Raw genomic sequence first — 24,329 nt, 5'->3', positions numbered from 1 at the left:
TGTTCAATCCCTGTCTTGCGGCGGTTCAGGGCGCGGCGATGCGCACGCTGCCCGATCCGTCGACGATTCCGTCCAGCGTGCGGTTGGTCGATGTCGCCACCACGCGGACGAGATCGCCCTCGCCCCCGTTCGAAAGCGCGCGGCCGCTCGTGGCGATCACCATTGCACCGCGCACTACCCGGATCGTCACGGGCTCGCCCCGGCGAACGAGCTGCGGCGGCTGCACGTCGCTGCGGCGCACGACCGCGCCTTCGCGCAGGTTGCGGCGCGCCTCCATGCCCGCCGCTTCATCGGCGCCGAGCGCGCCGCGTGCCGCGGCAGCCGGCAGTGATTCGAACGAAAAGTCGCCGGCGGCAAGCAGCTCGCCGCGCACGACCGCCCTGTCGAGCACCGCCACTTCGCCGTCCTGCGCGGCCGCCGGACGCGGCAGCAGCGCGAGCGCCAGGCCGGTGGCGAGAAGAAGCGCGCGCGGCATCAGCGCAGCTGGCTGGTCGTTGCCAGCATTTCGTCTGCCGTCTTCACGACGCGGCTGTTCATCTCATAGGCGCGCTGGGCAGTGATCAGCGCCGTGATTTCCGCAACCGGATTGACGTTGGAAGCTTCGACGAAGCCCTGCGTGAGCGTGCCCGTGCCCGGCTCGCCCGGGGGTGCGATCGTCGGCTGGCCCGATGCCGCGGTCTCGAGGAACAGGTTGCCGCCCTGTGCTTCGAGCCCGCTTTCGTTCATGAAGGTGGCGAGTTCGAGCTGACCGACATTCTGCGGCTCGGGATCGCCGGCGAGCTTCACCTGGACCTGCCCGGTCGACGAAATGGTGACATCGACTGCTTCCTGCGGAATGTTGATGCCCGGCTGAACGGGATAGCCGTCCTGCGTCACCAGCTCGCCTTGGTCGGAAAGCTGGAACGAGCCGTCGCGCGTATAGCCGGTCTCGCCCGACGGCAGCGTGATCTGGAAATAGCCGCGCCCCTGGATCGCCACGTCGAGCGGGTTGCTGGTCTGGGTCAGCGCGCCCTGTTCGAGAATGCGATAGACGCCGCCGGTGCGAACGCCGGCACCGATCTGAATGCCCGCCGGCGCCATCGTGCCTTCGCCGGTCGCCGAGCCCGGGCGGACGACCTGCTGATAGAGCAGGTCCTGGAATTCCGCGCGCTGCCGCTTGAAGGCAGTGGTGTTCATGTTGGCGATGTTGTTCGAAATGACGTCGACGTTGGTCTGCTGCGCGAGCATGCCCGTCGCCGCGATGGAAAGAGTACGCATCTTCAGTTCCTCCGGTGGGAATTCGGTTCAGGGAGAGATCAGGGCGAAACGCGGCCCAGTTTCTCGATCGCGCGCTTGCGCATTTCGGTCATGCTCTCGTTCATGCGCTGGCTGGTCTGATAGGCGCGCAGGATCTCGATCATGTCGGTGGTCTCGACGATCGCATTGACGTTCGATCCCTCGACGCCGCCTGAGCGAAGCCGCGTTTCGCCGGCTTCGAGCTCGCGTCCGTCGGCGCCGTCGAACAGGCCGTCGCCCCGCGGAGTGACGCCTGCCTCATTATCGAACATGGTCACTGCGATGCGTCCGAGCGGGCCATCCGTGCCCATTACCGTGCCGTCGGGCGCGATGGTGAGGCTCGCCGCCTGCTCGGGCGGCACGGCGATCGGCTGGCCGCCCTCGCCCAGCAGCCGCTGCCCGCCGGCGGTCGCGAGTTCGCCGCTCTCGAGCACCTTCACAAAGCCCGCGCGCGTATAGGCAGTGCCGCCATCGGGCGCTTCCACGGCAAGATAGCCGGGGCCTTCGATCATCACGTCGAGCGGATTGCCCGTGGCCTGAAAGCCGCCGGGCGCGGTGTCATGAACGGCGCCATAATCGAGCACGAACGACGTCTTGCGTGCCGCATCGACCACGGACTCGCCGTCCTGGATATATTCGCGGAACACAGGCTCTTCCCGGCGGAATCCCACCGTATTCATGTTCGCCAGATTGTTCGCCGCGATATCGAGCCGGCGGCGCAGCGCCTGTTCGTGGCTCAGCAGCACATAAGAGGAGATATCCATCCGCGCCTCTTTTTTCCTTTCGCCACTAGGCACTTTTTGCCGGGCAACGATCCTATAATAGGAAGAAATCGCAGTCGCGGGTGCGGCAGCGCAGCTTTTCAGGGAAAGCAGACGGCCATGGCAGAATCATCGGAAATCGTTGAAGCCGGGGATCAGGCGGAGGCGCCGGCCAAGAAGAGCAAGAAGAAGCTCATCATGATCGGCGCGGCCGGTGCGGTGCTGCTGCTGGGCGGCGGCGGCGCGGGCGCCTTCTTCCTGTCGGGCGGCGACAGCGCGGCCGCGGAGGAAAGCGCGCACGCTGCCCCTGCCCCCGCAGGCGAGGCCGGCGCCGAAGCCGATACCGCCTCTTTCGTCGACGTGCCGCCGATGGTCGTGAACCTGCGCTCGCCCGATGGCGCCCCGCGCTTTCTGAAGCTGCACTTCATGCTCGTGCCCGGCCCGGCCGGAAGCAGCGACGCGATCACGGCGAAGCTGCCGCTGATCCTCGATGCCTATCAGCCGTTCCTGCGCGAGCTGCGCCCGGAGGATCTCGCCGGATCCGCCGCGGTGTTCCGCATCAAGGAGGAAATGCTCCTCCGCGCCACCGACGTCGTCGGACGTGACGTGGTTTCGGATATCCTCATCCAGGACATGGTCCAGCAATGAGCGACGATTTCGACGATTTCGAGCTGCCCGAACCGCCCTCTGCGCCGGGACTGGGCGGCGACGGCAAGTTCGATCAGGCGGATATCGACGCGCTGTTCGGCGATGTCGGTGGTGCGGCCGCGCCCAAGAAAGGCCTGCGCGCCGTCATCGAATCCAAGGTCATCCGCCACGAGCGGCTGCCGATGCTGGAAGTGGTTTGCGACCGAGTGGTCCGCGCCTTCGGCAGCTCGATGCGCAATCTCACATCGGATTCGATCGACGTCAGCCTCGAGGAAGTCACTTCGACTCGCTTCGGCGAGTTCATGGGCAATGTCGCGCTTCCCGCCATGATCGGCGTCTTCAAGATCGAGGAGTGGGAGAGCTACGGCCTGATCACCGTCGAATCCGGGCTGATCTATGCCGTGGTGGATGCGCTGCTGGGCGGACGGGGCGGCAATCCGCCGATGACGATCGACGGCCGCGCCTTCACCACGATCGAGACGGGGCTCGTCTCGCGCATGCTCGAGCTCGCGCTCGACGACTTCGCCGAGGCGTTCAGCCCGATCGAACCGATCACGATGAAGCTCGAGCGGATCGAGACCAATCCGCGCTTCGCCGCGATCGCGGGATCGTCCAACCTGTGCGCCAGCGCCAGCTATCGCGTCGACATGGACGGGCGCGGCGGCCAGTTCACCATCCTGCTGCCCTATGCCACGCTCGAGCCGGTCCGCGAGAAGCTGCTCCAGCGCTTCATGGGCGAGAAGAGCGGCCGCGACAGCATCTGGGAGGCGCACATGGCCTCCGAGATCCGCAAGACGCAGGTCACGGTCAATGTGCTGCTGGGCGAGGAGCCGATGCCGCTCGCCAAGCTTCGTGCGCTGGAGGTCGGCGAGACCATCCAGCTCCACAAGAACCCCGACGATGCACTCGAACTGCAATGCGGCGGCGTCCCGCTGGGCCTCGCCCAGATCGGGCAGCGCGGCGGCAAGGTGGCCGTGCGGCTCGTCAGCAGAATCTCCAGGGAAGCAAAGGGAAAGCGATGAGCATCGCAGTAACGACCAATCTCCTCACGATGGCGCTGTGCCTGGCCGTGCTGGTGCAAAGCGTGCGGATGATGCGGAGCCTTCGTCGAGTGAAGGACGGTGCGCTGACCCAGGTGGTCGCCGCGCTCGAAAAGGCGACCGGCGAAGCGCGCACCGTGCTTTCCGACATGAAGTCGACGCTGGGGCGCGAATGTGCCGACAATGCGCGGCTGGTGGCCGAGGCCCGCGGCCTTCGCGACGAGCTTTCGGTGATGATCGGCATCGCCGACGCCACCGCCGAACGCATCGTCGAAGCCGTCGGCACGGCGAACGCCGCCCGCAGCGAGGCCGAGGCAGCCGAAGATGCGGCAGACGAGGACGAGAGCGAGGGCGAGGCGACCGTCGCGTCGATCGCCCCGGTCGTGGCGGAAGCGGCATGATCCCGCGCCCTTCGCTACTGCTGCTCACCGCCGCCGCTTCGGCATTGGCGGTCGTGGCGAACGGCGTCACTGCCGCCACGCCCGAGCCCCAGGCACAGAGCGCTCCGGCAGCCAGCACCCGGCTCGGCAACGAGATCGAGCAGGATCTGAGCGCACGCGACGCCGCCGCGGCGCGCCGGCGCCGGGCGCTCGATCTGCGCGAACAAGCCGCACGCGCGGCCGAGGCGAGGCTGCAGGCGCAGATGGGCGCCCAACAGCAGCAGCAACCGGCAGCTGCCGGCGCGAATCCCGAGGCGCCGCCCGAAGGCGCGCAGTTCGACGAGCTCGCCCGGATCTATCAGGCGATGAAGCCCGGCAAGGCGGCAGTGGTGTTCGAACAGCTCGAACTCGACGTGCAGATGCAGATCGCACAGCGCATGCGCGAGCGCTCGACCGCACAGATCCTGGCAGCGATGACTCCGCAGGGCGCCGCGGCGCTCAGCATGGCGCTCGCGCGGGGTCGCGCCGATGCCGGTCAGGCAATGCGGCGCCCGCAACCGCAGACGCGGCCGCGCTGAATCGGGCCGGCCGCAGGATTACTGCGCCGGCCCAGTCTCTTTCTTCATCAGCCGCGGGTCGCGGCGACTTCGACGATCAGCACACGGGTGATCGCGGGATCGGCCGCCTGCATCGCGGCGGTCATATCGGCATCGAGCCGCACCGCATCCACCGGCCGCAGGCCGGACGCGTGCAGCCGTGCGAACTCCAGCCCCGCGGAAAGCGCGGCGGAACGCAACACCGGCATCCTGTCCTCGGCGCGCGACGCGGCAGCGTCGTCGGCGAGATCGAGCACGAGCTTGAGCTGCAGGACGCCTTCGAGGCGCCCGGTATCGACGATCGGCAGGCTGAGCGGCGCCATATCGACCAGGTGCAGCGCCTGCACGCCGCCGTCACCCGCGGCGGCCGCACCACCGCCCGGTACCAGCAGCATCGGCGCCAGCGCTCCGGCCATCAGCTTACGCACGCAAATCTCCCTCGCATCGGCACGCCCTGCTGCGCGCCCCTCTCTATAATAGAGGAACGGCAGCCGACAGGACTCGACATGAGCTACGATCAACGCCCCGGACGCATGCGCGTCGTCGGGCAGAGCACGCCTCAGCCGCAGCGCAGACGGGGCGACAGCCCGCAAGAGAGCGATGCCGCACAGCTGCCTGCCGTCGACGCCGTTCCGGCGAAGCCGCGCGGCCTTTCGCTGCTGCTGATCGGCCTCTTCCTGCTTGGCAGCGCCGGTGGCGGCGTCGCCGTGGCCATGGCCGCGCATTCGGGAATGTTCGGCCAATGAAGCAGATGTTGCTCGCGGCCGCCGCAGTACTGGCGCTTGCCGCGCCCTCGCAGGCCGAGGAGACGCCGCAAGCCGGCACCGCGAGCCCGCCCCCCGCGGCTCCCGCGCCGATGGCGCCGCTCGACCTTCCCGGCTTCGCCGCGCGACTGGCCCAGCTTCCGCCGCCGACCGGCCCCTCCGCGTGGCAGGGCACCGCCAGCTGGAATGCATTGCTCGTCGCAGCGCCCGAACGACGGCAGGAAGCGCGCTGGGATCATGCCCGCGCACTGCTTGGTCGCGGACGCGCCGCCGAAGCGCTCGGCGTGCTGGCCGTGATGCGCGGCGCCGATGCCGATCTCGACCGTGTCGCCGCCTTCCGCCTTGCCGAAGGAGTGGCGCTCACCCAGCTTCGCCGCTGGAGCGATGCCGCAGTGGCGCTCGCAGCGCCCGGGCTCGCCACCAACCCAGAGGCATGCGCATGGCGCCTGCGGGCTTTCGCCGGTGCCGGCGAAGCCGAGACGGCGCTGGCCGAACTCCCCTGCGCGCTTCCGGCGATCAACAGCCGCCAGGGCGATGCGCGCACTCCCTTCGTGATCGCCGCCGCCGAACAGGTGATCGATGCCGGGCGACCGCAGAACGCGCTGCCGTGGCTGCAGCCCCTGCCGGACCGCGACCCCGCCGTGAATCTGCTGCGCGGTCGCGCGCTGATCGCGACCGGCGCGTTGCAGGACGGCCGGCTTCGCCTCGAGCGGGCGTTGGTGAGCGGTACGGCCGAGCAGCGCGCCGACGCGCGGCTCGCGATGATCGAGGCCGATCTGAAGCAAGGCAACATCGCCGGCGCCGCCGCGCTGGAGAAGCTCGACGCGCTCCGCTTCGGCTGGCGCGGCGGCCCGGTCGAACGGCGGGCGCTTCGCCTGTCGATGCGGCTCGCCGAGGAGCTGAACGATCCGCGCGCGGCACTGCGCGCGGGCGCGGCGCTGTTCCGCTATTTCAATCCCGGCAGCGAAGCCGGCGAACTGCTCGCGCAGCTGCAGTCGGTGCTGGCGAGCCTGCTCGCCGCCGACAGCGCGCTTCCGGTAGCCGAGGCGGCGGGCCTCTATTGGGACTATCGCGAGCTGGCCCCCGCCGGTGCCGAGGGCGATGCGATGGTACGCCGCCTCGCCGAGCGGCTGCAGAGCGAGAGCCTCTACGGCCGCGCCGCCGAACTGCTGCAATATCAGCTGAGCGAGCGCACCCAGGATGTGGCGCAGGGCCCCTTGTCGGTCCAGGTCGCCACGCTCCATGTTCTCGCCGGGGATCCGGATCGCGCGCTGCGCACGCTGCGCGACACCGAGCAGCCCGGCTATTCGCCCGCGATGCTGCACGATCGCAAGCGGATCGAGGCAGTGGCGCTTCAGCGGCTCGGCCGATACGAAGCGGCCATGGCGGCGCTGGAAAGCGTTCCCGCAAATGGCGCCATCCGTGCTGAATTCCTCTGGCGCCGCAAGGAATGGGGCAGTTTCGTCGCTGCAAACGCCGCCGCCCTCCCCGGCGGGGGCAGGCTCGAGCCCGAGGCGCAGACCGCTGTGCTGCGTCATGCAGTGGCACTCGCCATGCTCGGGCAGGAGCCGGCGCTTGCCGCGCTGCGCGGCCGCTATGCCGATCGTTTCGCGGCGCTTCCCACGGCAAGCGTGTTCGATGCGCTCACGCAGCCGAGCGGAAGCGTCGATCCCGAAGTGCTCGGCCGCGCACTCGCCGCGATTCCCGCTGCATCGCCCGCCGGTGGGCTGGCGGATCTGCTCGACGCAAGCGAGGAAGCGGCGGCGCCTCAGGGTTGAGGGCCGCTCCCGGCGCGCCCAAGGGCGCGCCGCTGCCACAGCGTTGCGCGAGCCTTTCCGGCAGACGCCAGAAGCGCGCGGCACCGCCGAAACGATGTTCTGAGAGGGTGCTTGGATGCGGCGGCGGCGCCCGAGGGGCAGCCGCCGCCGGCGCGGTTCCTTAGAGGAAGCGGACCAGGCTGAGCCCGGACAGCTGGGCGAACACCGAATAGCTCGCTTCCAGCATCGATTTCTGCTGGGCGAGGTCGACCGCCACCTGGCCCAGGTCGGCGTCCTCGTTGCTTTCGATCACGCCTTTGAGCAGCAGCGCGCGTTCTTCGCCGCGCGTCGACAGCGTCTCCACCTGCGCCTGCTTGCGGCCGTTCTCGGCATTCACCGAGCGAAGGCTGCCAAGCCCGGTCTCCAGCTGGTCGACCGCGGTGCGCAGCGCGGCGATCTGGGTGTCGGTCGGAACCTCGCCGATCGGCCCGGCCTCGGCGAGCGTACGGAGCGCCTGATACAGGTCGCGGCCAGTGGCGCTGGCAGTGATGCCATAGGTCACGTCGACTCCGTCGGCCACCCGCGCCGATGCACGGACGCCATCGTCGGCGAAGGCATCGTCGGGCGCCAGACCGACGAGATCGGAAAGAGCGTCGGGACGGAAAGGCTTGCCGCCCGTCTGCGATCCGGCAAAGAGCGGCGTACCGCCTTCGGACGCGTTGAGCGAGGTGCGGAACTGATGAAAGGCCGTCTCGATGGCTTCCTGAAGCCCGGCGGCGCGGCCGGTGCCGATCGCCGTGAGCACGTCGGTCTTCAGCGTGCTCGCCGATTCCTCGATGCCGGTGAGATGGCCTTCGTAGAGCGACAGCGTCGTTCCCACGCGCTTGGCGACGGTGGCTTCCGCCTCCTGCCGCGCGAGCAGGCTGTGCGCCGAAAGGTTGCGCACCGTCTCGGTGCCAAGGTCGGCGAAATTCGCCGCCTTCTTGCCCGTCGACAGCCGCGTCTGCGTGATCGCCAGCTTCTCCTGCGAACGCTGGATCGCGTCGGCCATGACGCGCTGAAGCGGAATGGTGGCAACTCTCGTCATTGTCTCCGTCTCCTTCAGCGGACCATTGCGATCAGCGTGTCGTACATTTCGCTGGCAGTCGTCAGCACGCGCGCAGCGGCGGAATAGCTGTTCTGCAACACCACCATCTGCGCCAGTTCCTCGTCGATGTTGACGCCCGAAAAGCTGTCGCGGCGGTTGACCGCGTCATCGCGCCGGGCCGTTGCATCGGCGAAGGAATCGGTCGCTTGCGACGCCACGAGGCCCGTGCGGCCAAGCAGCAGGCTCGAGAAGCGCTCCATCGTCGCCACGCCGTCCTTGCCGAGATCGACGGGCTGGCCGAGCCGCTCTACGAACGCCGTGGCGCCGCGCACGTCGCCTGGGCCGAGCGCCTTGGCGCCGACGGCCACGCCGGGTTGCAGCCGCGCGAGCGGCAGCTTCGACGGATCGGCAAGCACCTCGGGGCGCACCTCGGCACTCGAGAGCCCGCTGGCGCCGCCACTCAGCCCCATCAGCGAGGAGAAGGACCGGCCCGAACCGAAGCGGTCGGTCGAATCCGAGGGGATCGACAGCGTCGCCCCGGACAGTGCCGCCGCCGGCGCGAAACGCACGCGGCCGCGATCGTCAAGCGAGAAGGTACCGAACTGTCCCAGCGGACTGGCGTTCAGCTCGCCGATCACGTCGCCGAAGGTCGATCCGGTGGAGCCGGTGAGCGTGTAGCGGGTCAGCGCGCGGCCGGAGGTGTCGCGCAGCACGATCTCCGCCGATTCTCCCGCGCCGAATCCGTGCGGGTCGCTGGCATCGAAGCCCGAGGGCACGAGCGCGCTGGCATCGCTGCGGACAATATCGTTCAACCCGAAATATTGCGAGAAGCCGACGCCGGCGCGCGCGCTGGGATCGTTCGCGTCCTGCGCGACGACCACCCCGTTGCCGCCGGAAGCCGTGATGCTGAGCCGCCCGTCGACGAAGCTGGCGGTCGCCGCGCCTCCCAGATCCGTGTTGATCCGCGCGACAATGTCATCGACGGTGTTCAGCCCCGGAGTGCTCGCGAAATCGATGCTCGTACTCGCCACCAGCGTTCCGTCCGCCTTCGTCACCGCGAAGGTGGCGGAGCCGGTGAAGCCGTGGCGATCGCTGCCGACGAGCCCGGTGGCGCGTCCGTTGAGGCTGGCGGGCGGCGGCACGGTGGTGCCTTCGTTGGCGACGCTGTTCAGCGCCTCGGCGAGACCGCCGAACAGCACGCCGAGCTTCTCGGAAAACTCGGGAAGCTGCCGGTCGCGCAGGTCGAGCAGCCCGCCCAGCTTGCCGCCGACGGCCGCGGAATCGATCCGCTCGCCGGTTGCCGCGCCGGGCGCGCCGTTCGCATCGGCAAAGCGAATGTCGATGGTCGGGTAGATCGGCTGCGACATGCCGCCGCCGCCCGAAGGATAGGAGAGCTGGCGCAGCCGCCGGTCGAGCAGCATCGCGCCCGAGGCCGTTTCGATCGTCACGCGCCCGTCGGGTTGGTCCCGGACAGTCACGTTGACGAGCGAGCTCAGCTCCTGAATGGCGCTCATGCGCTGGTCGGCCGATCCGCTGGCGCTCCGCCCCAGCCCTTCGAGGCGTGCGACCGTGCCGTTGAGATCGTGGATGCGGGTGAGCAGGCTATTGATGCGATCGACGGTGTAGCCGACTTCGCTTTCGACATCACCGCGCAGGCCGGCGACATCGTCGTCGAGCTGCTGCATCGAGGTGATTGCGTCCTGGACGTCGGCGGTGAAGGCCGCAACGGTCTGTTCGGATGCCTGCGATCCCGTCATTGCGACCGCCGAAGCCGAAATCGAGTCGAGCCGCGCGGGCAGGCCCGAAGCTGCGCCGGGCTGGCCGAGCAGCGACTGGAGCCGGTCGAGATAATTGGCGCTCACCTCGGCCCGGCCATAGTCGCCCGAGCGGCGATAGACGGTGGCCTCGAGGAATCGATCGGCGACGCGCGTCGGCTCGCCCACCACCACGCCCGAGACACGGCCGGAGGACACGCCCGTCGACAGGTTGACGCGCTCGCGCGCATAGCCCGAGACGCCGACGTTCGCGATATTGTTCGAAACCGACTTCAGCCCCGCCTGCGATGCGGCGAGGCCGGATACGGCCGTGCTCAGAATGTCGTTGAGCGCCATTGGACCCCGCCCTGTTCGCTGGTGCCCCCGCGCCGAAGCGCGGGGGTTTCGTCAGATCATCAGCGCTTCAGATCGCTCACTTCGCGCAGCATGTCGTCCACCGTCGTGATGATCTTCGACGAGGCGCTGTAGGCGCGCTGGAAGCGGATCATGTTGGTGAATTCGCCGGCGAGGTCGACCGTCGAGGCTTCGAGCGAATTGGACGCCACATTGCCGGCGCCGAGCGAACCGGGTTCGTTCAGCGTCACGCCGCCCGAGCCTTTGCTGGCGGTATAGGCATTGCCCGACAGGCGCGTGAGACCGTCCGGGTTCTGGAAGGTGGCGATCGGAAGCTGGAAGACTTCGCGGGTCGTGCCGTCGTCGAACACGGCGGTCACTCGGCCGGTCTTGCTGACGTCGACCGTGGCCAGGTTGCCGAGCAGCCCGCCGTTGACGTCCGACGAGATCACCGAGGACGGCTGCCCGAACTGCGTGATGCCGTTGATGCCGCCGATGGTGCCGAGCTCCAGCGTGATTTCCGAAGTGCCCGCGCCCCCGGTCCAGTCGGGCGTGAGCGTGAACGGATCGGTGATGGCCGAACCGTCGTACTTGGTGCCCGCGATCCCGGCGAGGCTGCCGTCACCGCCGAAGGTCATCGTGCCCGATGCCAGCGGGTTGGAGGCGGAGGTGTCGCCCTCGACCTCGAAGCTCCACGTGTTCGCCGCGGTCTTCTCGAAGGTCATGCTCAGCGTGCGCGAGCCGCCCTGCGCGTCATAGACTTCGAACGAACGCTCGAAGGTCGCGCCGACGGCGGCGTCCGACTGGAGGTTGGCGCGCATCATCAGCCGCGTGGTCGGCTGCGCGGTGCCGGTCAGGTCGCTGAGCCGGATCGGCTGCAGATCGTCGAGGCTCCCGGTGTTGACATAGGCCGGCGTCGTGTTCTTGAGCGGCCAGCCCTGGAGGTAGAGGCCCGAGGCGTTGCGCAGGAAGCCCTGCTCGTCTGCCTTGAACGAGCCAGCGCGCGTGAACGCGACGGCGCTGTCGTCACCCGAACCCGTGCGGGTGACGAAAAAGCCGCCGCCGTCGATCGCGAGGTCGGTGTTGCTGCCCGATGCCTGAAGCAGGCCCTGTTTGGTCGCCTGCGAGATCGGCGCGGCGGCGACGCCGCCTGCCGAATAGCTGCTGCCACCGCGGCCATCGGTCACCAGCGTGCGGAACTGGGCCTCGGTGCCCTTGTAGCCCACGGTGTTGATGTTGGTGATGTTGTCCGCGACGGTGGCCATCGCGCTCGCATGCGCGCTCAAACCAGAAACGCCGGCGTAGAGTGCGGAATAGAGGCTCAACTCAGTGTCTCCCGGATGCAGGCGCAAGGCCCTTCGCAGGCATTATAGGAAGAGAGCGGCGAAGGCGGTCGCAGGCGCGAAAGAATCAGTTCGCCGCGCTTCCCGCGCTCCTCTGAAGGCCTGGGCCCGAGTGGCTCACTGGTCGAAAAAACCGGCCGCAGCACCGGCGGCGCACGCCTGGGCCGCCGCGCTAGGCAGAATTTGCCGCCCCCTGCCCCGCCCGGAGCGCTTTCTTCCTATAATGCCTGCGAAACGCTTCAGAAAGGCACGCTCATGCTCCGGATCACGCTGCGCGACGGCGAGAAGGCAGTCGTCAACGGCGCCGTGCTGCGCTCGGTCGGCAAGACCCAGATCGTCATCGAGAACCATGTCGCCATCCTGCGCGGCCGCGAAGTCATGCGTCCTGAGGATGCGACCACGCCCGCCCGCCAGCTCTATTTTGCGGCCATGCTCGCCTATATCGACGAGGAAGGCCGCGCAGGGCACCAGGATGCCGTGGTAGCCCTGCTCGCCGACGTGCTGGCGAGCGTGACTGCACCCGGCGCGCGGGAAACCTGCGTCCGTTTCGCCAGCGAAATCGCCGGCGGCAATCATTATCGCGCACTTGCCGCCGCGCGCGAACTGATCGCGCTCGAAGGCGCCGCAGCCGAACCGCAGGCAGCCTGAGGCGAGGCAGCGATGCAAACACTCGCCAGCGCCGCCCGCGCGATCCGCGCGCTCGAACCCGATCGCCGCTTCGGCCGCGTGGTCGCGGTGCGCGGTGCGCTGATCGAAGTCGAAGGGCTGATGGGCGCGGCCCAGATCGGCAGCCGCGTCACGATCACTTCGATGTCTGGCAAAGTCGAAACCGAAGTGACCGCGCTGGATCGCGACGTCGCGCTCTGCCTTCCCTTCTCCGATCCGCAGGGCGTGGGCCTGGGCGCGCGTGCCGACCTTTCCGCGGGCCAGCTTTCGATCCGCCCGTCCGCCGGATGGCTCGGTCGCATGATCGACGGTCTCGGCCGCCCGGTCGATGGTTTCGGCCCGCTGCCGCTTGGCGCCGATCCCCAGCCGGTCAAATCGCTACCGCCCGCCGCTGCGCATCGCACCCGCGTCGGCGCGCGCGTTGAAACCGGCGTCCGTGCGCTCGACTGTTTCGTGCCATTGTGCCGTGGGCAACGCCTCGGCCTGTTCGCAGGCTCGGGCGTCGGCAAGTCGGTACTGCTCTCGATGCTCGCGCGCTGGACTCAATGCGACGTCGCCGTGATCGGCCTGATCGGCGAGCGCGGCCGCGAAGTGCAGGAATTCATCGAGGACGATCTTGGGCCCGAGGGCATGGCCCGCTCGGTCGTCGTGGTCGCCACCTCCGACGAGCCCGCGCTGATGCGCCGCCAGGCGGCCTGGACCACGCTCGCCGTCGCCGAGCATTTCCGTGACCAGGGGCTCGACGTGCTCTGCCTGATGGATTCGGTCACGCGCTTCGCCATGGCGCAGCGCGAGATCGGCCTCGCCAGCGGCGAGCCGCCCGCGACGAAGGGCTACACCCCCACCGTCTTCGCCGAGCTGCCGCGGCTGCTCGAGCGCGCCGGGCCCGGCCTTCCGGGTCAGGGCAGCATTACCGGATTGTTCACTGTCCTCGTCGACGGCGACGATCACAACGAGCCGGTCGCGGATGCCGTGCGCGGCATTCTCGACGGGCATGTCGTGATGCGCCGCGCCATTGCCGAGCGCGGCCGCTATCCGGCGATCGACTTGCTGAAATCCGTATCGCGGACGCTGCCGCACTGTCTCCCCGAGGATCAGAACGAAACGCGCGTCGCCGCGCGCCGCCTGCTCGCCACCTATGGCGACATGGAGGAAATGGTGCGACTCGGCGCCTATAAGGCCGGCTCCAATCCGGACGTCGATCGGGCGGTCGCGCTCGCCCCGGCAATCGAGAAGCTGCTCGGCCAGGGCAAGAACGAGCAGGGTAGCGCCGCCGACGGCTTTGCAGCGCTTGCCGCCATCCTGGAGGAAGCGGAATGACTCCCTTCGACACTGCGCTTCGCGTGCAACGGCGCGAAGTGGATTCGCTGCGGATTTCGATCAGCGTCGCCGTAGAGCGGCTCAGCGACCTGGAACGCAGCCACCGCGAGAATATCGATATCGCGCGGCGGGAACGCGCGAGCACGAACGAAATCTGGGTACCCACCGATGCCTGGGCGGCGCGGATGCGGGCCGAGCGCACGCGCTTGCTGCGGGACGCGCGCGACGCCGAGGCGCGGCTGGCGCAGCTTCGCTCCCAGGCAACCGAACTCTATGGAACGATGCGCGCGATCGAACAGGCCGCTGACAGCTATCGCGCGGAAAGCGAGCGCACGGCCGCAACTGCCGAGCAGACCGGCCTTGACGACGTCGTCGCGGCGCGGCTGGTCCGCAATCGGCTGCGGCCCGGAGATGTGCGATGAACGGCCCCGAAGCACTCGCCGCGCTGCCGCCCGCGCGCCGCGCCGAACTGATCTACGCCACCGCACGTTCGGAACTTTCAAACCGGCTGTGGCGCGCTGCGCTCGGCGACTCGGATTCGGCAAACAGCGCCAGCAATCCGGCCGGCCGGCCAGGACTGCCGCTCGGTTCGCTCGTCGAAATGATGGGCGGCGGCGGCTCGGCCCAGCCTGGCACTGCGGCCACCGGGGCGACGGCCGCCGGCCATCCGCATCATTGCTGCTGCTGCCGCCACCATCACGGCGACGCCGCGCCGGGAGCGACGCCTGCGGCCGCGGCGAGGGCTGTGCCAAGCGCGCCGACGATCACCGTCCCCGGAACGGTCTTTCCGCAGGGCGGACCAGCCGATGCCGTTGGCGAGGCCCGCGGCGGATTGCTGGCGCTGGGCAGCAATGCCCAATTCGCCCCTGCCCTCGCTCGCGCCGCCGAAGCCACGGGCGTCCCCGCCGGAGCGATCGCGGCGATCGTCGATGCGGAGGCCGCACGTCGCGCCGACGGAAGCTGGAATCCGCTCTCGCGCAATCCGCGTTCCAGCGCAGCGGGTCTCGGACAGTTTCTGAGCGGCACCTGGCAGGATATGGCCCGCACGCCGGGCACCTGGCTCAACGAAACCGCCGCTTCGCACGGCTGGCTCGACGCACAGGGCCGGATTCGGCCGCAGGCGCGCTCGGCGCTGCTGCAGCTGCGCTACGATCCGGAAGCATCGATCCGCACGGTCGCCGATTTCGCGCGGCTGAATCTCGATCGGCTGGAAAGCGACGGGCTGCGCGTCCGTGCCGATCCGGAAGCGCTGGCGAAGGCGGCGTACCTCAGCCATCACCTCGGGCTGGGGGACGCGCGCCGCTTCCTGCGGGGCGGATTGGTCCCCGACCGCGCCCGCACTCTGCTCGTCGCGCAGATCGGAGGCGCAGCCGCCGAACAGCGCATCGCTCGCACCGGCAATGCGACCGAGGCGCATCGCGAATGGCTGCTCGCCTACATCGACCGCCGAATCCAACCGGATCGTTTTGCCGGGTGAATTTTTTGGCGCGCACGCCGCGCTACTCCGGGATTCTCCTATAATGGAGGACCGGCACCCCTCCGGCTCTTGAAAACACTTGTTATTCACCTGTTTTCTGCAGGTGGCACCCGTTCCGATCCGCTTGCGTATGTAGGATACGGGATCGCCCATATAGGATGTTAAGGATTTTGTTAGGAGTATCGGAGGCAAGGTTCCTCTTGTGAACGGCGGTCCGCAGGGGTTCCGCCGCCCGCAAACAGGGGACCGTCCATGTCGAAGATCACCGCCGCACTCGAAGCTGCCGTCGCCGTAGTGCTCGAGAATACGCCCGCCGAAGGGAGCCAGACCGCCCGTCAGCGCGCCAATGTCGACCGTGCCTTCGCATCGATCCTCAAGCTGATCGCTCCGCGCATCCGCCACTTCATCCGCCAATATGGCCTCACCGCGCACTGGGACGATGCCGAGCAGTGCTGCGCGATCGCAGCGCACCGCGCGATCCAGGCCTATGACCCTGAAAAGGCACAGTTCACGACCTTCGTGAACTGGCAGATCCGCGGCGAACTGCAGAGCCTGCGCTTCCGCCTGATGACCGACCAGCGCCCGTCGGCAAAGAAGGTGGAAGCCACCACCGTTTCGCTGAACGCGCTTGCCACCGGTGCCGATGGCGAGGAACTGTCTCCCGAGGCGCTGATCGAGGACGAGGATGCGCTGGGCCGCACCGAATCCGCCGCTTCCGATTATCTCGCGGAAGGCGCCGTCGAATCGCTCATCGACGTCTACGTCGCGAATCTGCGCAAGGTCGGCATCCAGCAGCTGCGTCGCCGGCCGCGCAGCCGCACCGAGCCGCGCCCGGTCGCCGAGGGGCCGCGCCTGCGCGTCGCCACCCATGGCATCGATCCCGAGGAACTGGAAAAGCTCGACGCCAAGCTGGCGCGCGATCGTGAGATCATCGCCCGCCGTCTGTTCGATACCGGCACGCTCGACGATGTTTCGAACGACACCGGCGTGACGAAGGAGCGCGTGCGCCAGATCACCAAGCGCGCGACCAAGGCGCTCACCGAACTGGCAGCCAGCGATCCGCGCTTCGCGGTGATGGCGGACTATGCCGCGGCTCCGGCCCGGCGTCGCCCCGCCCCCGCACCGGCAGAGACCAGAGCGCCGCTGCTTCCGGATGCCGGCCAGCCGCACAACCGCCTCGCACGCGTTACGGCCGTTCAGCCCTCCGCGCTCGCTACCGCCGCGACCGCCGCGACCGAAACCGTGGAAGCAGCCGGCCGGATCGCCCTTCATGCATCCGAGACACGCCACTGATATCGACCGCGAAAATCGGGTCCGCGCCTGCGCGCGATCCTATAATGAAGCAGACGGATCGAGATCGGGAGAGTGAAGGTGCACGGCACCCTCGAGGATTGGCAGGAGGCGAGCGCAACCCCCGCACCGCTCCAGCCGAATTATCGGCTGACTCGGCTTGCCGAGGCGCTGGCCGGGGCCGCGCGCCCGCTGCTGCCGAGCGCGATGTTTCTCAGCGTCACGCGCACGCCCGGGCTGCTCCACATTCATTGGTGGGGCCCCGCTTTCGTGCCGGCCATGGAGATCACTGCAGCGCCGGACGCATTTTGCCCCGCGGACAGCGCCGAGGGCAGGCTCCAGCGCACCGGATCGGCGTTCATCGACTGGCTGGAGGGTCGCTGGCCGGCAGGTGCGGCGCCTGCTGAATTGGGCGTTATCACCGACGGCCGCGGAGTGGTGTTCGCTCCTTCCCGCCCGGCGCCCGCGGCACCCGGGTGGATGCAGCATCATGCGCTTAACGGCGAGGGGCTCCGGGCGATCCTGCCGATGGAGCCGACCGGTCCCTGCGCGCTGCTCGCCGGACCCGGCACTCGGAGCTTCGAAGCGCTCCATTAAGAAATCGTGAAGAACGTTTTGTTTACCTTGTGTTATCCCTAAACGTGGTTCAGGATTAGCCGCCAAGCCTCCACAAACGGAGAGAGGCAGGAGCGGCAATGGTCAAGGTCAGACGAGAACGAAGGACAAGCAGTGAGAGCGGCGGCACTGGACAGCGGCCGGTACCGCTCGACCTGCACCGTGGAATCGTCTTTCCGAACCGTATACGCGAGTTGCGGCAACGACTCGGCTATCCCAAGTTACTGCCGCTCGCGATGCGGATTCCCGATGTACCCTATATCCGTCTTTCGAAAATCGAACGCGGTGAAGTATTCGCGCGACCGGACGAGATTCGCCGAGTCGCGCACGCGCTAGGACTGGAGCCGACCGATCTGCTGATCGATCTTGCCGCACCCGGGTTCGATTTCGATGCTTGGGTTGAGCCGTTCAGGGACGGCAATTCGCCCGATCTGACCGAGGAGCGCTTCGCCGTGCTGCTCGCCGCCGCATTGCGGGCACGGCGTGCGGCCGATCCGGCGCTGACCATTGCGACGATCGACCAGGACTATGGGCTTCCGCCCGTGAATCTTTCGCGGATCGAGAATGCCGTGAAGCCATTCGGGCGCTGGAACGCCGCGATCCGGCGCGCGCTCTTCGCGATCTTCGATGTCGCCGACGAGGCGGCACTGCGCGCGCAGATCGAAGCGCAGCACCGCGCAGGCGCGCTCGATTCCGCGATCGGCAACGTGGTCGATCCCACCGCGCGCATGGAGCGAACCCGGGCACGCGTTCAGGCGCTCGCCGAAGAGCTTCAGGGTCCGGTGGCCGGCCCTGCCCCTACCGCAGCGGTTCCGCCGCCAAAGTTGCCGCTCGCTGCGGCTGCCCGCATGCTCCAGGTGCGTGGCGGACCGATGCCGGCCGGCCGCATCGCCGACGCAGCCACAGGGGAGCAAGTGGAAGCGCCGAGCGGCGTCGGGCCGCGCGCCTTCGCGCTGCGCGTTTCGCGCGCGACGCTTGGCGCGGGACTGCCGGTGCAGTCGATCGTCATCCTGGATCCGGATCGGAGTCCGACACCCGGCGGGCTCACGGCGCTGCGCGACGGCGACGGCTGGCGCCTGCTCTCGGTCGGGCTGACGCGCGAGGGGCAGGTCGTCGGCTACAGCACGAACCCGGAGCTCGAGATATCGCTCGACGATTGCGACCGCGAGAGCCTGGCAACAGTGGTTAGCGCCATCTTTCCATAGGCCTCCGCACATCCCCCAACTCACTCGCGCTTCCACCCGTCCTAAGATGAGGAAAGGGAGGGAAGAGTTGGATGCGCGAAGAACGGATCGGTAATTTCCGAAGGCGGCTCGCAGAGGAATTCGAGCGACATCGTGACGAAATCCTGCTCGTCGCGCCGTTCATGGTGGCGGCCGTCCTCGGCTCGGTCTTCGACGTGTTCGAACGCTTCGCCGACTTCGCCGAGCAACACGAGAAGCTCGAGCTCGACGAACTCTTCACTGCGATGCTCGGCGCGGGCCTCGCCTATTTCGTCCTGTTGATCCGTCAACGCCGCCTGCTGCGCCAGGCGCTTCACTCGCGCAACGCTGCCGAAGCGCGCGCGGACGACCTCATCCAATATGACACGCTCACGGGCCTTGCCAGCCGCACGGCGCTCCTCGAGGCGATCCGTCGCGCTCAGGACGAGGCGAATGATGGCCTCCTCTCCGTCCTGCTGGTCGATCTGGACCGGTTCAAGCCGATCAACGACAGCTACGGCCATCAGGGCGGCGATCATGTGCTGCAAGCGGTGGCGCAGCGACTGCTGGCGGCGCTCCCGGACGGCGCGACCGCCGGACGGATCAGCGGCGACGAATTTGCCTGCATCCTGCCCCATCCCGCCGGCCCCGAGGCTGCGGAAGCGATGGCGGCGCGCATCCGCACCGCCGTCGCAAAGCCGATCCAGCTCCGCGGCGGCATGGCGGAGATCAGCGCCAGCATCGGTATCAGAACGGCGCCCGGCGACTCGTGCTCGGCCGAACAGCTGCTTCATTCCGCCGGATTCGCACGGTATCGGGCCAAGCGCTTTCCCGACCGCGGCTGGTGTCACTTCGAGGCCGAGCTGGATCACGAGATGCGCGATCGTGCGCAGCTCGAGATCGACATGCGGGCGGGAATCCATCGCGGCGAATTCGTCCCCTATTTTCAGCCGATCGTCGATCTCCAGACCGGTGCCATCGCCGGATTTGAATGCCTCGCCCGCTGGCAGCACCCCAGGCGCGGGCTGATCGGCCCGAATGACTTCATCCCGATCGCGGAGGAAGCCGGCATGATCCAGGAGCTCGCTTTCGCGCTTCTGGACCGCGCCTGTCGCGTCGCCCGCAGGTGGCCGCCGCACATGACGCTTTCGTTCAACATATCGCCGCTTCAGCTTAACGATCGCTGGCTGCCCCAGCGTGTTCTGCGTCACCTGTGCAGCACGGGCATCGCACCGGCGCGGCTGATCATCGAAGTCACCGAGAGCCGGCTGTTCGGCGATCTGCCGACCGCGAAAACCATTCTCGAGTCGCTCAAGAATGCCGGTGTGCAGATCGCCCTGGACGATTTCGGCACGGGCTATGCCAGCCTGAAACATTTGCGCGAGCTGCGTTTCGACCGAGTGAAGATCGACCGCAGCTTCATCGGAAACCTCGACGAGGCCGAAAACGGCGAGATCGTTCGAGCGATTTTCCGGCTGTGCAGAGGGCTCGGCCTGCCCACCACTGCCGAGGGGATCGAGAAGGCGGAAACCGCGGCTCCGTTGGCTGCGCTGGGTTGCGACTATGGCCAGGGCTATCTCTACAGCCGCCCGGTCGATGCCGAGGGGGCACTGCAGCTGGCGCATTCATCCGGCTTCGCACCCGCCGCCTCCGCCGTGGCCGGCGAGATCCGGCCGCCGCTCCGCGAGGCAGGATCCGCAGTGGCGTGACAAGCCCGACGGCGCTGCTAGAGAGGCCGCTCTTTTGCCACAGAAGGGTCAGCCAGTCATGGGCATCCTCGTCGCCATCGAAGGCGCCGACGGCGTCGGCAAGAACACCGCTTCGACCCTGCTCTGCGAGCAGCTGAACGCCGCGGGCACGCGTGCGACGATGATCGCCTTCCCCCGCTATGCCGAGACGGTGGCGGGAGTGACGCTCGGGAAGTTCCTTGCCGGCGAGCTTCCCGTGCCGGTTTCCACACAGGCTGCCGCGGTGCTCTATGCGCTCGATCGGCTGGAGTGGCGCCGCGCCATCGCCGAAGCGGCTGACGCGCATGATGTCGTGGTCTTCGATCGCTACATCGCCTCCAACATGGCGTATCAGGCGGCGAAGGAGCCGGAAGGCGAAGCGCGGGCGATGATGGAGTGGATCCTGACACTCGAAACCCGGCAGTTCGCGTTGCCGCGCCCGGATCTCAGCATCTACCTCGATACGCCGTGGGAGATCGCCAAGGCGCTGATTCTCCAGAAACGCAAGCGCAGCTACACCGACCGCAGCTACGACGAGCATGAGGCGGATGCCGCGCTCCAGCTGCGCGTCCGCACCAATTATGAAGCGATGGTCGCCGCCGGCCTGTTGGGGCCCTGGCGCATCGTGCATGCCAGCAGCGATGGCGCGATGCGCCCGCCGGAAACCATCGCCGCCGAAATCCGCGAGCATCTGCGGTCGCTCTGAGCAGCGGGCGCTGCAGAGCGGCACGTCCGAAACGGCGTGATCCCCTTCTGGCGTCCGTCAGCACCCGCCGTTATGCTGCGCTCCGGGCCGCAGCCACATCGGACAGAGCCGACAATCGTGCCGTCCGGCAACGCCAAATGATCTCTCGGGGGGAGAGTCGATGCGCGCGCTGATCCTTGCCTGCCTGTTCGCGATGCTGCTCGGAGGGTGCAGCGGCGGCGCGCTCTCGGTCAGTTGCCCTGAGTTCGCGTCGCTTCGTCACGATCTGCCGCCCTCGACACTGCAGCGAGAGATACAGCGCCAGGCGTCTGCCGATGCGCTCGCCGCATCGCAGGCCGGTTCGGCGGCGAGCGATCTCGACCGGCGGATTCACCGTCTCGTGCGCCCTGCACTGCAACGGGCGCGGCCGGACGCGATGCTGACGACGGCGGCGCCGGGCGAAGCGGTGCTGCTGCTCTCCGGCGGCGGGCAATGGGGTGCCTTCGGCGCTGGCTTCCTGGAAGCGATGCACGCCAGCGGCCGCTTGCCCGAATTCGTCTTGATCACCGGAGTGAGCACCGGTGCGCTCCAGTCGCTCTTCGTCGCAGTCGACACCCCCGAGGCATGGGACGCGCTGATCGCCGCCTATTCCCCCGCACGCGAACAGGATGTCGTGAACAGGCGGCCCGAGTGGCAGGCGCTGTTCCGTGGTTCGATCGCCGGCCTGCGCCCGCTTGAGCAGCGCATTGCCGAGGCGCTCTGCCCCGATGCGGTGATCGACGATCCGGCGCGCCCGTGCATGCTCGATGCGATCCGTGCGCTCGACGGGCGCAAGTCCGTGCTGCTCGGCTTCGTCAACGCTGCGTCGGGCAAATTCCAGTATGTCGATGCCGTCGAAGTCGCTCAGCTGCCCCGCCGCCGCGCCCGCGCCTGCCTCACCGGCGCCGCGCTGGCTTCCGCGGCGATGCCGGTGTTCTTCGAGCCCGTGCAAATCGAAGGCGAAACCTATTTCGACGGCGGCGTTCGCGCCTCGGTATTCGAAGCGAGCGTCGCGGCATCCGCCAAGGCGGCGCTGGAGATCGAGGAAAGTCTCAATCCCGGCCGTCCAATCCCCTCGGAGGAGGCGCGACTGCCGATCTATGTCGTGCGGAACGGCCCGACCACCGTCGAGGCGGATCCGGGCATCGACACGAGCGGCGGCGCATTGTCGGCGGCGCTGCGAGCGGAGGCGATCGTCGTCAACGAGCTCGAAGTGGGTTCGATCGCCGCGATTCGCCTGGAACATCCCAGCGGACCGCTGCGGCTGGTGACGGCGGACGGATGGAATTCTCCGGGCCGTGCGTGCGAAAAGCCTCCGTCCGTGATGTTCGATCCCGAATTCATGCAGTGCCTGCGGCGTTTCGGCCGCGCGCGGGCAGCCTCGGCGCGCGATCCGTGGATACATCTCTCGCCGATCGCGACCGCGCCGCAATGAGCCGATAGCAGTTCGTCGCATCAGCCGGGCGCCCTGCATCCTGGCCGCTGCCCGTAGGGCCGCGATCAGGTACGGCTGTTTCCCGATAGTCGCGGCAACCGGCCCATCCTAGCCTTGCTGCCCGATCGACGAAGGAGTCCCGCCATGTCCAGCGACTTGCCTCCCGGCGCAACGGTCCACGCGCAGTTGATGGAACAGGCGCAAACCGCGGCGCTGATGCCTGCGATGTTCTTCGCGGCGTGGTGCGATGCGATGCTCGGGGGCTGGTGGCTCCCCCGCCCGACGGCGACGCAGCATCACGCAGATGACGTGCACGAGCTGCACGTCCCCGAGCCGATCGAGGACACGGGCGAGCGCGCGCTCTTTGCGTGAGGCACTCCGCGGCGACATCGAAAAGTCTGTCGCCGCGACAAGGCTGGTTCTATGGGCAGAGACAGCCTAGCGCCGATTCGCCGCACCCAGCCCAGCGTTTCTGCGGTCGGCACACGCACACGCGCCGGGGGAGCGAACGCCGAGGCGCGCAGCCGCAAGATTCCGTTCGCGCGGAGTAGCTGAATGGCCGCGGGCCCGGCGGAGGGGGAATCACGAGAGACGCACGCGAAAGCAGTCGCTTTCCTCGCCGGGGGCGCCGCCTTCGGTGGCGTACGCCCAGAGCATCTCGAAACACATGCCGCGCATGTCTTCCTGACCGCCGACCGTGCCTGGAAGATGAAGCGTGCGGTGCGCTTTCCCTATCTCGATTTCTCCACGCCGGAACGGCGCCGTGCGGCGCTCGACGCCGAGCTGGCGCTCAATCGCCGCACCGCGCCAGCGCTCTACCGCGCGGTTCATCCGATCGTGCGCATGGCCGACGGTGGCCTGGAGCTGGGCGGTGAGGGTGAGCCGGTCGATTGGGTGCTGGAAATGATGCGCTTCCCCGACGACGCGCTGCTCGAGAAGCAGGCCGCCGGCGGGTGGATCGACACGGCTACGCTGCTCCGCCTCACCGACAGGATTCAGGAGCTGCATGCGCGCGCCGAGCCCTCCCGGATCGAAGGCGCCGCCGCAATCCGGCAGATCCTGGACGGCAATGCCGAAAGCTTCGCCGCCGTCTCCGAACTGCTCGATCCCGCCGAAGTCGCAGCGCTCGACGCCGCGCAGCGCACCGAGCTGAACCGTCATGCCGATCGGCTCGACGCACGCGCGCGTGGCGGGCGCGTTCGGCGCGGCCATGGCGATCTGCACCTGCGCAACATCGCGCTGATCGACGGCGAGCCGGTGCTGTTCGACTGCCTCGAGTTCGACGAGCGGCTCGCGACCACCGACATTCTCTACGACGTCGCGTTCCTGCTGATGGACCTGTGGCACCGGGGAATGGCGGCCGAGGCGAACATCGTCGCCAACCGCTATCTCGACGTCGCGCCGCAGGGCGCCTCGGGCTATGCGCTGCTGCCGCTGTTCGTTTCGGTGCGTGCCGCGATCCGTGCCCATGTCCGCGCCGCGGAAAGCCTCCGCAACGGCGATTCCAGTGCCGCCGAGGACGCCCAGGGGTATCTCGCTTTCGCACGCGCGGCGCTCCTGGCCGTGCCGCCGCGGCTGGTCGCGATCGGCGGCCTCTCTGGCACGGGCAAGACGACGATCGCTCGCGCCGTCGGCGCCCGGATCGGGCGCGTGCCCGGCGCGCGCGTGCTCCGAAGCGATGTTTTCCGCAAGCGTCTCGCCGGCGTCGCTCCGGAGACGCGGCTGCCGCCTTCGAGCTACACGAGCGCGGCGGCGGCCGAGACCTATGAGGCGCTGTTCGAATCGGCCGAGGATCATCTCGGCTGCGGCACCGGAGTGATCCTCGACGCGGTTTTCCACCGCCGGCATGAGCGCGAAGTCGCCGAAATCCTGGCGGACCGCAGCCGCCTGCCGTTTACCGGCATCTGGCTCGAGGCGCCGGAGCATGAGCGTGTGGCGCGCGTGAGCGGCCGCACCGGCGACGCCTCGGACGCCGGCCCCGAAATCGCGCGCGAGCAATCGCGCCGCTCGACCGGCGATCTCTCCGGCTGGCACCGGATCCGCGTGAATCGGCCGATCGATCGCGTCATCGCGGCAGTGCGCGCGATCCTCGATCGGCCGACCCGCGCTTGACC

At 68.4% G+C, this 24,329-nt stretch carries 25 protein-coding genes; 18 read left to right on the top strand and 7 right to left on the bottom strand.

Features of this window, described 5'->3' with window-relative positions:
* Positions 1-25: 25 nt before the first annotated feature.
* The 3 genes from flgA to ACQ450_RS15025 are packed head-to-tail and all read right to left on the bottom strand — an operon-like array spanning position 26 to position 2,039.
* Positions 26-475, bottom strand: coding sequence for a flagellar basal body P-ring formation chaperone FlgA (gene flgA / locus ACQ450_RS15035; protein ID WP_431469884.1), 450 nt, complete (start codon positions 473-475; stop codon positions 26-28).
* Entirely contained in the window at positions 475-1,257 is a 783-nt protein-coding gene (gene flgG / locus ACQ450_RS15030; RefSeq protein WP_188054506.1) for a flagellar basal-body rod protein FlgG, read from the bottom strand. The genes flgA and flgG overlap by 1 nt, the downstream gene beginning before the upstream one ends.
* A 38-nt stretch (positions 1,258-1,295) precedes the next feature.
* Positions 1,296-2,039 (bottom strand): flagellar hook basal-body protein, encoded by a 744-nt coding sequence (locus tag ACQ450_RS15025; RefSeq protein WP_431469883.1) that lies wholly within the window; start codon positions 2,037-2,039, stop codon positions 1,296-1,298.
* 117 nt (positions 2,040-2,156) lie between these two features.
* On the opposite strand from ACQ450_RS15025, the gene ACQ450_RS15020 reads away from it, so the two are divergent.
* Genes ACQ450_RS15020 through ACQ450_RS15005 form a run of 4 tightly spaced genes read left to right on the top strand, consistent with a single transcriptional unit; the run spans position 2,157 to position 4,682 of the window.
* On the top strand, positions 2,157-2,684 hold the full coding sequence (locus ACQ450_RS15020; RefSeq protein ID WP_431469882.1) for a flagellar basal body-associated FliL family protein: 528 nt from the start codon (positions 2,157-2,159) through the stop codon (positions 2,682-2,684).
* Positions 2,681-3,706, top strand: coding sequence for a flagellar motor switch protein FliM (gene fliM / locus ACQ450_RS15015; protein ID WP_188054503.1), 1,026 nt, complete (start codon positions 2,681-2,683; stop codon positions 3,704-3,706). Before ACQ450_RS15020 ends, fliM begins: the two co-directional genes overlap by 4 nt.
* A complete protein-coding gene (locus ACQ450_RS15010) occupies positions 3,703-4,125 on the top strand; it encodes a DUF6468 domain-containing protein (protein ID WP_431469881.1) in 423 nt (140 codons plus the stop codon). The genes fliM and ACQ450_RS15010 overlap by 4 nt, the downstream gene beginning before the upstream one ends.
* Entirely contained in the window at positions 4,122-4,682 is a 561-nt protein-coding gene (locus ACQ450_RS15005; RefSeq protein ID WP_431469880.1) for a MotE family protein, read from the top strand. The genes ACQ450_RS15010 and ACQ450_RS15005 overlap by 4 nt, the downstream gene beginning before the upstream one ends.
* 47 nt (positions 4,683-4,729) lie before the next feature.
* On the opposite strand, the gene ACQ450_RS15000 is transcribed toward ACQ450_RS15005, so the two are convergent.
* Entirely contained in the window at positions 4,730-5,128 is a 399-nt protein-coding gene (locus ACQ450_RS15000; RefSeq protein WP_188054500.1) for a hypothetical protein, read from the bottom strand.
* 78 nt (positions 5,129-5,206) lie between these two features.
* Between ACQ450_RS15000 and ACQ450_RS14995 the strand changes: the two genes are divergently transcribed.
* Positions 5,207-5,446, top strand: a complete 240-nt coding sequence (locus ACQ450_RS14995) for a hypothetical protein (protein WP_188054499.1) — start codon at positions 5,207-5,209, stop codon at positions 5,444-5,446.
* Complete coding sequence (locus ACQ450_RS14990; RefSeq protein ID WP_431469879.1) at positions 5,443-7,242, top strand: hypothetical protein; 1,800 nt, start codon at positions 5,443-5,445, stop codon at positions 7,240-7,242. The genes ACQ450_RS14995 and ACQ450_RS14990 overlap by 4 nt, the downstream gene beginning before the upstream one ends.
* A 160-nt stretch (positions 7,243-7,402) precedes the next feature.
* Here ACQ450_RS14990 and ACQ450_RS14985 read toward each other — a convergent pair whose 3' ends face one another.
* From ACQ450_RS14985 to ACQ450_RS14975, 3 genes are read right to left on the bottom strand one after another with little or no spacing between them, the layout of a single operon-like run.
* Positions 7,403-8,308, bottom strand: a complete 906-nt coding sequence (locus ACQ450_RS14985; RefSeq protein ID WP_188054497.1) for a flagellin — start codon at positions 8,306-8,308, stop codon at positions 7,403-7,405.
* 14 nt (positions 8,309-8,322) lie between these two features.
* The gene (locus ACQ450_RS14980) at positions 8,323-10,419 is read right to left on the bottom strand and encodes a flagellar hook-associated protein FlgK (RefSeq protein WP_431469878.1); all 2,097 of its coding nucleotides are present in this window, start codon (positions 10,417-10,419) and stop codon (positions 8,323-8,325) included.
* A gap of 59 nt (positions 10,420-10,478) precedes the next feature.
* Entirely contained in the window at positions 10,479-11,681 is a 1,203-nt protein-coding gene (locus tag ACQ450_RS14975; RefSeq protein WP_431471239.1) for a flagellar hook protein FlgE, read from the bottom strand.
* Between the two features lie 333 nt (positions 11,682-12,014).
* On the opposite strand from ACQ450_RS14975, the gene ACQ450_RS14970 reads away from it, so the two are divergent.
* From ACQ450_RS14970 to ACQ450_RS14915, 12 genes are all read left to right on the top strand, one after another.
* Entirely contained in the window at positions 12,015-12,407 is a 393-nt protein-coding gene (locus ACQ450_RS14970) for a flagellar biosynthesis repressor FlbT (RefSeq protein ID WP_188054494.1), read from the top strand.
* 12 nt (positions 12,408-12,419) lie between these two features.
* Entirely contained in the window at positions 12,420-13,745 is a 1,326-nt protein-coding gene (fliI, locus tag ACQ450_RS14965; RefSeq protein ID WP_431469877.1) for a flagellar protein export ATPase FliI, read from the top strand.
* Positions 13,742-14,167 (top strand): hypothetical protein, encoded by a 426-nt coding sequence (locus ACQ450_RS14960; protein ID WP_431469876.1) that lies wholly within the window; start codon positions 13,742-13,744, stop codon positions 14,165-14,167. Before fliI ends, ACQ450_RS14960 begins: the two co-directional genes overlap by 4 nt.
* Positions 14,164-15,222 (top strand): peptidoglycan-binding protein, encoded by a 1,059-nt coding sequence (locus tag ACQ450_RS14955; RefSeq protein WP_431469875.1) that lies wholly within the window; start codon positions 14,164-14,166, stop codon positions 15,220-15,222. Before ACQ450_RS14960 ends, ACQ450_RS14955 begins: the two co-directional genes overlap by 4 nt.
* 252 nt (positions 15,223-15,474) lie before the next feature.
* A complete protein-coding gene (locus ACQ450_RS14950; protein WP_431469874.1) occupies positions 15,475-16,515 on the top strand; it encodes a sigma factor-like helix-turn-helix DNA-binding protein in 1,041 nt (346 codons plus the stop codon).
* 78 nt (positions 16,516-16,593) lie between these two features.
* Positions 16,594-17,109 carry a hypothetical protein gene (locus ACQ450_RS14945; RefSeq protein ID WP_431469873.1) on the top strand — a complete coding sequence of 172 codons (516 nt, stop codon included), beginning with the start codon at positions 16,594-16,596 and terminating at the stop codon, positions 17,107-17,109.
* Between the two features lie 254 nt (positions 17,110-17,363).
* Positions 17,364-18,332 (top strand): XRE family transcriptional regulator, encoded by a 969-nt coding sequence (locus ACQ450_RS14940; RefSeq protein ID WP_431469872.1) that lies wholly within the window; start codon positions 17,364-17,366, stop codon positions 18,330-18,332.
* Between the two features lie 71 nt (positions 18,333-18,403).
* Positions 18,404-20,038, top strand: coding sequence for a putative bifunctional diguanylate cyclase/phosphodiesterase (locus tag ACQ450_RS14935; RefSeq protein ID WP_431469871.1), 1,635 nt, complete (start codon positions 18,404-18,406; stop codon positions 20,036-20,038).
* Positions 20,039-20,096: 58 nt separating this feature from the next.
* A complete protein-coding gene (locus ACQ450_RS14930) occupies positions 20,097-20,762 on the top strand; it encodes a thymidylate kinase (RefSeq protein ID WP_431469870.1) in 666 nt (221 codons plus the stop codon).
* Between the two features lie 160 nt (positions 20,763-20,922).
* Positions 20,923-22,215: a patatin-like phospholipase family protein gene (locus ACQ450_RS14925; RefSeq protein ID WP_431469869.1), complete on the top strand. Its 1,293-nt coding sequence runs from the start codon at positions 20,923-20,925 to the stop codon at positions 22,213-22,215.
* 144 nt (positions 22,216-22,359) lie between these two features.
* Positions 22,360-22,587 carry a hypothetical protein gene (locus ACQ450_RS14920; protein ID WP_188054485.1) on the top strand — a complete coding sequence of 76 codons (228 nt, stop codon included), beginning with the start codon at positions 22,360-22,362 and terminating at the stop codon, positions 22,585-22,587.
* 183 nt (positions 22,588-22,770) lie between these two features.
* The gene (locus tag ACQ450_RS14915; protein WP_431469868.1) at positions 22,771-24,327 is read left to right on the top strand and encodes an AAA family ATPase; all 1,557 of its coding nucleotides are present in this window, start codon (positions 22,771-22,773) and stop codon (positions 24,325-24,327) included.
* Positions 24,328-24,329: the final 2 nt, after the last annotated feature.

Origin of the sequence: Sphingosinithalassobacter sp. LHW66-3 (assembly GCF_050703275.1) — a bacterium.
Classification (GTDB): Bacteria; Pseudomonadota; Alphaproteobacteria; order Sphingomonadales; family Sphingomonadaceae; genus Sphingomonas.
The sequence above is the reverse complement of the archived record's forward strand: the minus strand, read 5'-3'. Positions and strand labels throughout refer to the sequence as shown.